At 30.1% G+C, this 13,461-nt stretch carries 14 protein-coding genes and 2 pseudogenes; all 16 read right to left on the bottom strand.

Annotated features, from left to right (window positions below; all coding sequences use genetic code 11):
• Positions 1–298: 298 nt before the first annotated feature.
• The 16 genes and pseudogenes from V7Q02_RS12905 to V7Q02_RS12830 all read right to left on the bottom strand — a co-directional run bounded on the left by V7Q02_RS12905 (position 299) and on the right by V7Q02_RS12830 (position 13,449).
• Positions 299–961, bottom strand: coding sequence for an SEC-C metal-binding domain-containing protein (locus V7Q02_RS12905; RefSeq protein WP_333861443.1), 663 nt, complete (start codon positions 959–961; stop codon positions 299–301).
• Between the two features lie 240 nt (positions 962–1,201).
• Positions 1,202–2,502 (bottom strand): annotated as a pseudogene (gene ltrA, locus V7Q02_RS12900) (group II intron reverse transcriptase/maturase).
• Positions 2,503–3,032: 530 nt separating this feature from the next.
• Positions 3,033–3,353: pseudogene (locus V7Q02_RS12895) on the bottom strand (phage holin family protein); the annotation flags it as partial.
• Between the two features lie 25 nt (positions 3,354–3,378).
• On the bottom strand, positions 3,379–3,675 hold the full coding sequence (locus V7Q02_RS12890; protein WP_333861442.1) for a hypothetical protein: 297 nt from the start codon (positions 3,673–3,675) through the stop codon (positions 3,379–3,381).
• A 183-nt stretch (positions 3,676–3,858) separates the two neighbouring features.
• The gene (gene ltrA / locus V7Q02_RS12885) at positions 3,859–5,487 is read right to left on the bottom strand and encodes a group II intron reverse transcriptase/maturase (RefSeq protein ID WP_333861441.1); all 1,629 of its coding nucleotides are present in this window, start codon (positions 5,485–5,487) and stop codon (positions 3,859–3,861) included.
• A complete protein-coding gene (locus V7Q02_RS12880; protein ID WP_333861440.1) occupies positions 5,447–5,713 on the bottom strand; it encodes a hypothetical protein in 267 nt (88 codons plus the stop codon). The genes ltrA (V7Q02_RS12885) and V7Q02_RS12880 overlap by 41 nt, the downstream gene beginning before the upstream one ends.
• A gap of 203 nt (positions 5,714–5,916) precedes the next feature.
• A complete protein-coding gene (locus tag V7Q02_RS12875; protein ID WP_333861439.1) occupies positions 5,917–6,783 on the bottom strand; it encodes a cell division protein in 867 nt (288 codons plus the stop codon).
• 179 nt (positions 6,784–6,962) lie between these two features.
• Positions 6,963–8,270 carry an FtsW/RodA/SpoVE family cell cycle protein gene (locus V7Q02_RS12870; protein ID WP_333861438.1) on the bottom strand — a complete coding sequence of 436 codons (1,308 nt, stop codon included), beginning with the start codon at positions 8,268–8,270 and terminating at the stop codon, positions 6,963–6,965.
• Positions 8,271–8,273: 3 nt separating this feature from the next.
• Positions 8,274–8,603 carry a PadR family transcriptional regulator gene (locus tag V7Q02_RS12865; protein ID WP_333861437.1) on the bottom strand — a complete coding sequence of 110 codons (330 nt, stop codon included), beginning with the start codon at positions 8,601–8,603 and terminating at the stop codon, positions 8,274–8,276.
• Between the two features lie 665 nt (positions 8,604–9,268).
• On the bottom strand, positions 9,269–9,580 hold the full coding sequence (locus V7Q02_RS12860; protein ID WP_333861436.1) for a hypothetical protein: 312 nt from the start codon (positions 9,578–9,580) through the stop codon (positions 9,269–9,271).
• A 129-nt stretch (positions 9,581–9,709) separates the two neighbouring features.
• On the bottom strand, positions 9,710–10,390 hold the full coding sequence (locus tag V7Q02_RS12855) for a DUF4085 family protein (protein WP_333861435.1): 681 nt from the start codon (positions 10,388–10,390) through the stop codon (positions 9,710–9,712).
• 93 nt (positions 10,391–10,483) lie between these two features.
• Positions 10,484–11,179, bottom strand: a complete 696-nt coding sequence (locus tag V7Q02_RS12850; RefSeq protein ID WP_333861434.1) for a PhzF family phenazine biosynthesis protein — start codon at positions 11,177–11,179, stop codon at positions 10,484–10,486.
• Between the two features lie 103 nt (positions 11,180–11,282).
• On the bottom strand, positions 11,283–11,570 hold the full coding sequence (locus V7Q02_RS12845; RefSeq protein WP_333861433.1) for a hypothetical protein: 288 nt from the start codon (positions 11,568–11,570) through the stop codon (positions 11,283–11,285).
• A gap of 162 nt (positions 11,571–11,732) precedes the next feature.
• A complete protein-coding gene (locus tag V7Q02_RS12840; protein ID WP_333861432.1) occupies positions 11,733–12,266 on the bottom strand; it encodes a VanZ family protein in 534 nt (177 codons plus the stop codon).
• A gap of 110 nt (positions 12,267–12,376) precedes the next feature.
• On the bottom strand, positions 12,377–12,814 hold the full coding sequence (locus V7Q02_RS12835) for a hypothetical protein (protein WP_333861431.1): 438 nt from the start codon (positions 12,812–12,814) through the stop codon (positions 12,377–12,379).
• 380 nt (positions 12,815–13,194) lie between these two features.
• Positions 13,195–13,449: a hypothetical protein gene (locus V7Q02_RS12830; protein ID WP_333861430.1), complete on the bottom strand. Its 255-nt coding sequence runs from the start codon at positions 13,447–13,449 to the stop codon at positions 13,195–13,197.
• Positions 13,450–13,461 lie beyond the last annotated feature (12 nt).

Raw genomic sequence — 13,461 nt, 5'->3', positions numbered from 1 at the left:
TTAACTCTGTGGATATCAATAATGGTAAATTTACATTTTCCAATTGGAAATAACGTTGTATTTTTTATAGTCTTTTTTTAATGGGACAGGCACCATTAAGTTTATTTTGAACTACACCTATTATTTTTTGTAGTGTGAATTATTGGATGTAAAAATGCTCATTTATAGTTATTATTCTTATCTTTCTATATTTCTATAACAATCCCCATTTTTACTGTTTCTTTAACTATATATGTAAAAACATATACATTCGTGAAGAACCTCGAGTACACCACCCACACTCAAGAGTTTTAACCCACTACTTATTTCCACAGCATTTCTTATATTTTTTTCCACTACCACAGGGACATAATTCATTTCTTCCTATCTTCGGTTCATTTACAATGGGTTTATTATTATTATAATCAAGCATATACTGATTCATTTCTTTTTCATCTGTTATGTCAATCCCTCTATTCTTAGCTCCCATAACAAATCTTTTAGCCATTCCCCATCTATTTGGATCTACTGCATTTTTAACTATTTGTCTTGATATTTGCTTAACTGATTTTGAAAGTTTTTTCCCATTTAATACATACTTGTTTTCATCTAAAAAATTAAAGAAGGATTCTAATACCGGACTCACACATTTAAATTTGTCTGCATCTGCTGAAACTTTCTGTGGTAATATATTCAAGCAACAATCTATTAGGCCAACTTCATCCCACTCTAATGGTTTTAAACCTTCATACTCATACATATAATCTGAAAATACCTCTACTACAAACTCACTATTTTCTTTTTCTAAATCATTCATCTTATTGAAATGTTCTGTACTTTTAAACTCATTTATCCAATCAGATATAGTTGTTTGTATTAATTCCAATTCTTTTTCCTCTTCATCCATTTCACTTCCGTATACCTCTATATCTGGTTTGGATTTTTTAAATTTATTTTTAAATAACCAATTTATAAATCTCATTTGTTATCACCATCTCTTATTTTCTTTGTTTCCTAGCCATATATTAAGAAACAAATACTATTATATCATAATAGATGGTTAGAAGGTACAAATATCCCCTTTCACTCCATACAATTTCCTCAAGTCCTCATACAAATACGCGTATTTATCAATACGGTCGAGTATTAGATTGTGAAATCTAAGCCCCTCACATAACCGTACGTGCCCTATTAAGGCATACGGCTCTTCATAATAATCTTTCTAATATAGACTTACATATATCCTTGGCTTTACCAAACCATAGTACTTTAATAAACTATCAAACTTCTTGAAGTTTAGTTTCCTTCGTTGACTTCTTCTTAACAATTTCTTATACAATTGGATAATTATATAGCGGTAAAATTGTATTAAAGATTTTATATTATTGGTTATCCCATAGTAACGATAATGACCTACTAATTTTCGGTTTAGCTTTCCTATTATCTCCGATAACGGTTTGTGCATATTTTCTTTTATCCATTCTTTAGCAATTTGTTTCTTGGTTTTCAGTTTCTTCTTGCTCGTTCTATAGATTACAAGATATTTATTTAATCTTGATTTACCGTTTATATGAGTGAATCCCAGAAAATCGAAAGTTTCCTTACTATTTGAGTATCTACCAAACTTTATTATTTTACTTTTATCTTCTGCCAATTGTAAATCAAACTTTGATAATCTTCCTTTTAAAGCTTTATAGAACCTCTTAGCATTATTTTTGTATTGAAATAAACATACGGTATCATCTGCATATCTTATAATATATGCTTCTCCTTTTATGTGTTTCTTTACTACTTTTTCAAACCACAAGTCCAAGACATAATGTAAATATACATTTGCTAGTATTGGTGAAATTAGTCCACCTTATGCAAAGCTTCGCATAACCCACCTTGAGGTGCACCACTGTAGGTGTTATGATATTTCCATTGTTCAAGATATCCTGCTTTAAGAAATTTTCCGATTAAGTTTATAAACTTTGAATCCTTAATTTTATAAGTCAGTATTTCTAACAGTTTTTTATGAGCAATGTTATCAAAGCACCCTTTGATATCTCCCTCTATAAACCATTTTGTACTACGAAAATCTTTTGATATTTGTGAAAATGCGGTATGGCAACTTCTATTGGGTCTAAAACCATGTGAATTATCACTAAATATAGGTTCATAAATTGGTTCTAATATTTGCCTAATAACTTCTTGTACTAATTTATCACGAAATGAAGGAATACCAAGTGGTCGCATTTTACCATTTCTTTTTGGTATATATGTTCTTCTTACTGGTTTAGGTTCATAAGTTTGGTTTTTAAGGTCATTTATTATTTCCCTTATATATTCAAGGCTAAATCCATCAGCAGTATCATTATCAATTCCTTTAGTTGCAGCACCATTGTTTGCATAGAGATTTTTATAGGCATTCATGTAAATATCTTCTCTAAGCACATATCGGTACAACCTTGTAAATACTCCATCATTATGTTCTTTTGAACTTTTTGAAATTCGTTCTAAAATTTCTGATGTCGGTTTCATTTGAGGTTTCTCCTCCCTTTCATCTGTTCCTTTTAGATTTGCATAAACTGTTCCCCTTCGCCATGTAGTGGTTATTATCCACCTCAAACTACTACGGAAACTCCGTAACCTTGTAGGATATTCAAACTCATAAGTTATAGCCTTTTGGCATTCCTATTTAGGTTATCCCCAGTTAACATTGTTACTTGGTTTATAGGATTGTCGGTTTTGCTTTTGTTTCTTTAACACTAGTTCTCTAGCTTGTGGCATGATATTTGTAATTACATCGAATAACTTCTACATATTTATTGACCTATCATGCACAAAGTTTCAGGCTAATTTCTTTGCTCCTATGTTAACGGACACTTGAAACTCACATTCACCAAACATAGGTTAAACCTCATATCCTTTTTTGCCATTGCGGTTCAGTCGTATCTTTTAGCCTTTAGATAACTTTCCGCTTTCCTGTCGTGCTTTGTTCCCGTATCAGCTTTCGCCTTTCGGTTAGACAGGTTGGATCTCTCGTAATTATGAGAGGCGAATTCCAATTAATTCGCTATTAACAATGCCCTATCTGGGCGCACATAAAAGAATATAACAGCACTGCGAACTGCACTGCCGTTTTGGAGCAACTGAATATCTATTATATTTCCTATACCCACAAACACAAATATTAAAACCTTTTTAAATATTCCCCTGAATCCACTCTCACTGGACAGTTTTTTCTCAAGTACAGCTATCATAAGTCCTGTAATATAGTCAATAACCACAAAAGCAACCAGTGCATACATAAGACCATCACAGCCCCCTAAAAACCAGTCGATGTAACCGCCAACAGCTGTAAATACAGCCTGAAAAATATTAACTTTCATTCCTCTCTCCCCCATCTTAGAACTTTTAATGTACCGGCATATCCAGTGGATATACATAGTCGCATGTGAAATCATATTGTATTTTCATAGTATTTGTGGGTGTCTTTGTTACTGCCTCTGGAAGCAGTGTATGGGCAGCTGCTGCCACAACATACTGCTGCTTCAACTGTCCATAGCTGCTGTCAGTATAGGTAAATATAGTAGATGTATCACTGTCCCAGGAAATACTGTCATAGTTTGTAGAGGTAAAGCTTGAAGTACCATACATTGTTAAATTCTCATTTAACTGAAGGCAAGTGCCATATTCTATTATGACCCACAATTTATTATTGGTTATTTTAGTTAAAGTAATTAAGCCAATACTCCCTGTGTATATTTCAGTTTTACTGGCAAATGTACATAGGAATAGGTAAGACTTTGAAATTATCTCTGCCTTTTCCCCTCCTCCACACAGTGCTTGCAGCTTTCACCGCACACTGCGTTCCATCAATATTATTTTACTCTTTTATATCACGCAATTTCCAACAAGTTTACGAAGTTTCATAAGTTTTTCAAACCCTGTTTTGCATAAATTAATTTTATCTATAGCTACTGTAACAACTTCCATATCTATCTCATGTATTAATTTATGAAGTTGTTGATTAACAAGTATAAGATTGTTATAATTATCTCTACCACCATTGTGTTTTGATATTTTACGATGCACCTCAATTTCATTTAGTTTTAAGGGTTCACCTGTAATATAACATTTACCTTGTTGTCCTGCGAATAATGATATTCGGTTGTCGTTAAATTCCAAACTTTCATTCTTTGCAGGATTTTCAAGCAAATATCTTATACCCTTATTTATGCTCATACCTAGTTTCTTATGAAGTTTTTCTCTTCCAGCTTCTGTGTATGAACATATCCCTGGATGAAACTTCCGTGAGGGTCTTGTCACTACTCCTGCAATAGGGAACAATGCTACTTGAGTTATATAGATTATTTTAAAATTATATTTTCCATATAACCTTTCGTAGGTTTTTGTTTTTATCCCTATTTTGCTTCGTATACTTCTTGTACTATTATATAGGCTCTTTCTAACTAAGAAAGCTATTTCGCTAAAGTCTATATTACAATTTGATGCTATCTTATAGTAATTTTGTAGACCTAATATTGTTGCATTATAGTTGTTACAATTTCTTACTGTTGGATTCTTTTTAATTGTTTTAATCTTTTCCTTTATTGTTTTGATGATTTTATTTTTGGCTTTATCGCATATATTAGATTTAGTTACATACTTTTTCTTTTTAGATTTAACTTTTAGTTTAAAGCCTAGAAAATCTGAATAATTCTTTCTTAGGTTTATTACCTTTGATTTTTCAGTATTTATTTCTAAGTCTAGTCTTTCTTTTAACCAGTTTTTAACTGCCACAAAGGCTTTTTGTGCATCTTTTGCAGTTCTACATGCTATTTTAAAATCATAACAATATCTTACTATATACATTTCTTTTAAATTTGATTTCTTTTTGAGAGCTCTTGTTTTACATCCTTGTCTTTTGTAGGACTCTCTTGTTTTTATTTCTTCCCATTGACTGTATATCCACCAATCTAGTTCATTCAATACAACATTTGCAAGTATTGTTGATATTGGACTGCCCTGCGGGACACCTTTCTGCTGTATTCCATATCCTTCAACTTCTGCTTTTAACATTTTGGATATTATACATAACAAGTTTTTGTCTTGTATGCCCATGTTCCATAATTGTTTAAGCAATTTTCCATGATTTACATTATCAAAAAAGGATTTTATATCTATATCAACTACATAATGAAGTCCATTACAGGTCGTGAGATGAAATATCCTTGCTATCGCATTTTCCGTACTCCTGTTAGGTCTAAAACCATAGCTATGTTTATAGAATTTTGCTTCGGCAATTGGTTCTAAAACCTGCTTCATGCACTGCTGTATTATTCTATCCTCCATGGTTGGGATTCCCAAAGGTCTCATTTTTCCATTATCTTTTTCTATCTCTTTTCTTCTTATTGAATGGGGAGTAAAGTTTGTTACCCTATTTCTTATGTAAGCTATTAACTCTTCTTCTCCCATTTTTTCAATATCTTTTATAGTATGGATAAGTTGTGTATATGTCACTTAGTATATTTTCCTGCATATTATCCAGGATGGGATAATAAAATCCGTCAAGGTAAGCCATATTTCCAAATACAGCAGATATCCTATTTTCACTTTTAGCTTCATAGGTCTGTTTTCCTGTTAGAGCATCATAAAGTTTTACTGTAGCTGTGCCCGCGATTGGAATCTCTATTTTAGTTCCTTTTATTAAGTCTTTGCTATAGGCTAAACTTTGTTTATAAAGCATAGATTTCCTCCTCTCTGAAATTTTGAATATAAAAAAAGCCTATATCGTTAGATATGGGCTTGTAGTTATCTAAAAAGAAGAAAGTCCATCCATCGTAAATTTATAATAGATAGACCATAAATTTGTATTACGACGCAAAAACACTGCAGAATTCAAATTTGAATAATACAGTGCTTAGATAAATTGTTCGTTTTTTTCAGTTGTTACGCTAAATAAGAATATTGTTCAGCAATTTTTGCTCTTGTATACCAAGATATTGATATAAAATATCCTATAATTGGTGAAACTCCATAGCCCATTAACGGAATTGGAAAGTTACCAAATAAGGTAGCAATTAATATTATTATAAAATATAATCCTAAACATATGGAAAGTAATTTAAAGTTCTTTGGTGGAAATAATATAAAAGGTACTGGTAATATTATAAGAGAAATACATCCTAATATAAGCCATGTTAATCCAACATTTTTTAGCAAACCTAGTATTCCTTCCACATAGGCTACCGCAGATAGGCTATCTAAGTATACCCACGAAAGTATTATCAACGTTGATAGAATCCCCACGATAAATAAGCGAAGACTCTTTTTATCAGTCTTACTGACCAACATAACTATCATTGAAATACTAAAACCAGTTAGTTGAGAAGCATCAGGTTGAATTGCCAGTAAAACTGATACAGCAATTGTTGTAATTATAGTAACCCATGATGATTTTACCTGTAGCAATTTCCATGATGATATTATTATTATTGGTAATACTATCATTGAAACATTGAACTTAATTACTCCTATAGATACCCATCTATAAACGCCTTCCATACCTGAACTAATAAATGTTAATACTATGAATAATAGTGATATTAACATAGAACTATAGTAAAATTTACTTCCTATAACATCAAACTTACTTAAAACTACAAAATATGAAACCATTCCCATTATAAGTAAATAAGCAATGTTTTGTGACCAGATAAAAGTTGAAACTTTATTGTAGTACATTGCTACTACACCAATAGATATGGAAGGTATTGTAATTATTAATGGGATAAAATTTATTATTCTTGGTTTCATCAATTTTCTGCTCCTTTAAATCATTATTACAAACTTCTAATTCAACATTTTCTACTACTGCATAATAATCTATGCCAAATTATATTATTTATGATGAGTATTTACTAGTCTAAACGATAACTAAATATCAAAAATGGGTTTTATAGTAAAACAAACCGTTATATATAACTCATATTAAATTACCAAGAAGGTTTTCTCATTAATAAATTAGCTGATAAATTTTTTCGCCTGTAAATGCTCAGCATTAAGCCTGCCGAAGCCATATCCATAATTAAGTTTGAACCTCCAAAACTCATGAAAGGCAAGCTAACTCCAAGCATTGGGAAAACTCCTAAGTTAACTAAAATACTTAATATAAATTGAGCAGATAGTATAGTAACGAGTCCAGCGGATAAAAGTCTTCCGTAAGAATGCTTAGCCGAGCTAGACACAATAACTATTCTTAAAATAAAGCGGAGTATTAATATAGCAATAGCCGAAGCAGCAAGCCATCCAAAGGTATGAATCATGTAAGCAAATACAAAGTCAGTATGAGCTTCGGGAAGATTTAATTTCCCTGTAGCAAAGCTGTTTCCTAAAAAACCACCTGATTTAACTGCATTTTTAAGCTCTAAATATATCCATCCAGTTCCATTTGGATCTCGCTCGGGATTTAAAAAAACTACTAATCTGTCAATCCAATAGGGATTTCTGATTATAAAAAAGTACATAAATAATATTAAGGCTATCGGAGGAATAAGTACAAAGTGAATCTTTGCTTTTGAAACGAGCATTAACGCAATACAAGCGGTCATATATATAAGCAGTGCAGATAACCTTGGGATAATAAACAAAAACAAACCAGGTATGGCCATTATAAATAATCCTACAAGAAAATCCTTCATAATATTTAAGTTCCATTTTTGGAATATACCTGCTAATGAAATTATTAATAGAAACGGACTTATACTTATAAAATCAATATTTATAATGCCTAATTTTAAAAATGGAACTCCATTTACATATCTGCCTGAAAATATAGTTAATATCATTACAGCTAAAGTTCCTATATATATGTACTTTGAACAGCTCAGAAGCTTTCTATAATCAAATAAGTATAAGCCTAACATAATGGAGATTCCAATTAAATAAAATATTAAGCTTTGTTGAAATAGTTTTTTGCCTGAAGCATTGTTTAATTGTACAGTATACATGACTATCAAGCCTAAAACTGAAAAAATAATAACAGGCACAAAAATCTTTAAGTCTAGCTTAGCCTTGTGAGCTTTGTTAAGCTGGTTTCCTACTACTGAAGCTTCACCCATATGAGCAACAGCCTTAGAAGCAGCATCTTTTTCAGACGCACCAGAAGAAATAAACTCCTCTTTAAGTGTTTCCAAATGGTCTTTAAGCTCTAATTTTATATCAGAATGAACATCTTTATTTTTAACTAATGAGCAAACTTTTTCTATATACTCATTAATTGTAGTATTTTTGTTTACACTCATATTTTAAACCTCCCCAAGAACCTTATTTATAGTATTAATAAACAGAGACCACTCTTCTTTTCTTTCTTCCGTGTGAAGCCTGCCTTTTTCTGTAATTTTATAATACTTTCTCTTTCGTCCTTCCTCACTGTCACTCCAATAGGACTCAATCATTTCACCGCCTTCAAGAGAATGTAAAATAGGATATAGGGTTCCTTCCTTAAAGCTGAATATTCCATTAGACTTTGTCTCAATTACCTTAATGATTTCGTAACCATACATAGGTCTTGAATTCAAAAGACTTAAAACTAAAGTAACCGTACTGCCCTTAAGCAGTTCCTTATTGATTTTCATAAAACAAATAACCTCCTACATTATACATAGAATAACTATGCATAGTTATTCTATGTATAATATTAAAACAATATTTGTCTGTTGTCAATAGAGTGAAAACCTAAAAAAGAACCATAAGGAATAAGGCTATGTTAAAGAATAGCGTTGATTTTAAGACATTATAAAAGGAGGTAATAATTGACCTTCTTGTTTCGCCATAATTTACGACTACGACTTAATTGATATCGAAATTATACCATATTCTCCGTATATTTTCACAGTTATATAAAAAGCATAGGAATTTTTAACACTGCAATATTCAATTTTCAAAGAACTCTCTTGCATCTTATTTACGTCACATAAATTTCATATAGTATCTATATAAGTTTAAATAAAATAAACATTATTATCCATGCTAAACCTAGTATAATTGCAATAAAGCTGGTTTTTTTACTTTCAAATTAGTATTTTTAAAGTCCTTATATGCTTTTAAATTTATCCCTAATAATATAATAATCCACAAAAACAAAACAATACCTTTCATCATTCACCCCAATTTATTCAGAATAAACTTACACTTACGTTTCTTTCCAAAATAATCACATTTCCGAAATTTTGAATATAAAAAAAGCCTATCTCGTTTGATATGGGCTTTTAGTTATATAATAAGAAAATTATAAAGTAATCTACTTTTTAAAACCACTTTGTAACCTTGCAAAAACACCTAAAATTATTACAGCTATGATATCTACGACAGCAATTATAGGCATCGTTATTGCCATAATTAATGAATCTGATTTAAAATAGGCAGCAAAAAATAAATAAAGAACATTTAAACCAATAACTATGTTATTGAATATGGTTTGCCTTTTTTTAAATAAACTATCATTGCTAATAGTAAATTTATTAATTTTATACTTACTATATTTATTTACTATTAGCTTTATTAGAATAAATATAATTATAAAATTAATTATAAATAATAAAACTGTAAACATATTATCATCATCCTTACTCCAAGTTACACATATTTATTTTACAACACAAGAATATTGTACCTTAAATCATTTGTTGACTCTAATGAATTCTTCAATACAATTTTCAATAGAATTTGCCATATAATTAAACTAACATTTCTTACTCTTAACTAATACATCATCTGCTATAATTTTCATTTCATTAAATACAGAACAATCCTCTGAGTCAAATAGGACATTAAGCTGAAATTTTCCTACATCAGATAAATGTATCTCACTATAAATCCACCAACTACCTATAAAATCATCAGACACCTCTATTAACTTTACACCATTAAATATCAGCGTATATAACCCTTCGTCCATGAAGCCTTCACTACACTGGAGATCAATTTCGACTATGTTACCCTGAAGATTTCTAGCTGCTAATACCTTTGTGTCATGAAAATTATATTTATTATTTAATTCAATAACGTTTTGGGGCAGCAATTTTTCTATAGATTTATAATGTTCTTTATATTGACGAAATGTTTCTTTCCAAGTATTTTTTACATTTAGCTTCCATTTATCTATTTCACTTGAAAGATTACGAGAAGGTATTTTGAATGGAATTATACTTTCATCATTGACAGCATTTTTTAGTGAATCTGGTAAATATTTCAGCATTAGTGACTTATAGTGTATAAAATTCAATTTTTCTACTACATCATAATCCTTGCCTATAGATTTAAAATCTTCTTTAGCTCTATTTAAACTTTGTTCATCTTCATAATAAGAAAGGTATCCACTAATTCCTAACATTCTAATTTTATCAACCGTAAAAAACTTCATCTGCTTATCCCCTCTCATATATCTAACTTTATGAAGGCGTTAAAAATGATTATACCGACACCTTCTTATACAATATTATAAAATATACATAAACTATACATTAATATTTCCTTTCATATAAAGTGCAGCTTTTCCACCTATTTCAACTCTATTTCCATTCATTTTACAGTATAATATTCCTCCACGTTTTGATAACTGTTTAGCTGTCATTATATCTTTATTCAATTTTTGTGACCAAAATGGTATCAAGTTGCTGTGGGCCGACCCTGTTACAGGATCTTCATTTACGCCAAGCTTTGGATAAAAACTAGGAACTAGTTCTCTTACTTGTTCTTCTGTTTCTAACACTATAAATAAATCTCTTGATAAATATATTTCAACCGGTTTAATTCCAATAGCTCTCGAAATTACTGGGTAAGATACTTCTACTTTCTTTAGTTCTCTTAAAGGAAAATCCATTTCATACAAATCACCATTTCGCCTAACGTCCAATATTCCACTAGCAGTATTAAAACTCATACTTTCAATTCCAATATCAACGTAGTTAGAGATAACATAAGAAGTTCCTAAAGTGGAATGTCCACATAAATCTATTTCAGCATTTGGCGTAAACCACCTTAAATCATAACAGCTTTTATTTTTACTAACAAAAGCTGTTTCTGACAAATTGTTTTCTTCTGCAATTTTCTGCATTATATTATCATCTATAGGATTATCTAAGACACATACACCAGCAGGATTTCCTTTAAATACTTCATCAGAAAAAGCATCAACAACATAATATTTCATCCTAAATCTTCCCCCCTAAAATGTAATGCTACATATATATAAATTGCACCTGCGTTTCTTTTCAAAACAATCACACTTCCAAATATATCCAGCAGCACTTTACTTATTTTTTCATCATCTCAATCATTCCAATAGACTTCAAATCATCCTTAAAAGCACATATATAAATTTTCCTGTATATAATGGCCATCTGTGCATTTGTAATATCCCCATATTCTACAAATAACCCCTGTAATTCTTTATCATCCTTATTTATTAACTTATCCTGTACCTCCAGCAATGCAGTTTCCAATTTTTTATAATTATCATCTTTCTTACCTAAACCCAATGAAATATCATTAAGCCTTTTATCAATAAAAAAATCAATAAATTCTTGAAATTCTTTCAGCATGTCCATACCTCCAAATCTTATGTTTGTGGTATGTTAACTCTTAATTGATATGCTTTCAAGTTATATTTTAAATGTAAATATGAACCTCTAGAAAATTACGATACAACATGTTTGGACGACTTGAGAATTTTCAAATTTAACGATGTTACAATGATAAGCATTTTATTTCTTTTGTCTTTGATTTAGTTTTGATAACAAGAACCATATTTCATACCCTATAAATGTTCCAATCGTATTCATTAGTATATCCCCTAATTCTCCATAACGGCCATTAAATGTTTGGAGAAATTCAATTATTGATGAAAAGATAAGGCCTATTAAAACCCCATAGAACCATTTATCCCTAAGTTTTTTGAAAACTATTGCTGAGAAGAAACCAAAAGGAATGAATAATATTATATTTAATAAAGTTGCTGCAGATAATCCTCCCTTAAAAAAGTAAAAGCTAAAATTGGCAATTCCATGAAATAATGAAGTTGTTCCAAAATTACCACCGATAATACCTGTGATTTTCAAAATCATAAGAACTGTAAGAATCCATACAAACTCACATAACATGTTAAAAGGTTTAAATTCATATTTTCTTTTAAGTAAAAATTTTACAACAGTAAATGCGCAAAAAACAATTAGTGCTATAGTTCTAACGTAATAAAACGCAACTACACCATCTTGTAAATGACTACGTAGCATCAACATATTTATTTACTCCCCCGTTTTGATTACAAATAACATAAATACTCTTTTATTCAATTTATTTTATACTGGTAATACAAATTAAAAATATTCCAAACTAGAATTAATTAAACCTACTCCTCAAGTTCTTTATATAAACTTGTAATAATTACATATCCAAATAATAACTGAAATATAGCCATGAAAGTTATATTGTTTAAAAAGAATACAATCGGTTGTATTAATATATTTACTACAGATGGTACAGAACAATAAAATATAAAGGCATAAAGTGAAAAATATAGGCTTGGTAAGCCCATTAGTATTAATTTGGGTACATTTATCTTCCATCTTCCTTCTTTTCTCTTTTCTTTTAAGAAGTATTCTAGACCAATGAGGAAACCAATTGCTGCATAGAAAATAAATATTATTAAATCGTATTGATAAACAGATGAATTAAATGTCACTTCACGTAACTTTTTTATGTAAATGAAAACATATTCTCCCAAATACATAAACGCAATGATAATAAAAGTATAGATTAAATATTTCAACCAAGTTCTGAGTTGCATAAATATGTCCCCCTTTTCATATTTTTGAAATCGGATCACTCACTTTATTTTAGACAAGATCCAATAACCTTTTATTGTCCTGAAAATACCCCATAATGTTTAAGCAAGATGATCTTTCTCATGTCTATTTTCACACTTCCCGTATTCATAAGGCTTAGAAGATGAGACAGGAACTTCTATTAACCTTCCTCTTCAATTTTGAAGGAAAATTTAACAGCTACATCATTTATTATTTGTCCAAAATGTACTGTAAGCATTGTACAATGTGCATTCGTTCTCCATTTAAATATACTCCCCTTCCTTTTTAAATGCTCCCTTTGAAAACTGTTTTTTAAACAGGATTACTGATTTTTATGAGGCAGAATATATGCATTGTAATGCTATTTCTTTCTACTTGCCTCTCTGACCACATAATAAATCAAAAAAATTATAGTGAGCATAAAATATATTGTACCAAATATTAATTCTAAATTTCTATTTAAATTTTTAACTACTGGTGTTTGAACTATTATGGCAGGTACTGTAAATAAAATTATTACGTACTTATAAGGCTTTTTAATAACTATGTAATCCACAAGGATTAGTACTGCTAATAATAAAAATGCCGTGGTTTGTATTATCTGAGTAACATTCATATACAATTACCT

The sequence above is a fragment of the Clostridium sp. genome, assembly GCF_036781005.1.
Taxonomy (GTDB): domain Bacteria; phylum Bacillota; class Clostridia; order Clostridiales; family Clostridiaceae; genus Clostridium_B.
The sequence above is the reverse complement of the archived record's forward strand: the minus strand, read 5'-3'. Positions and strand labels throughout refer to the sequence as shown.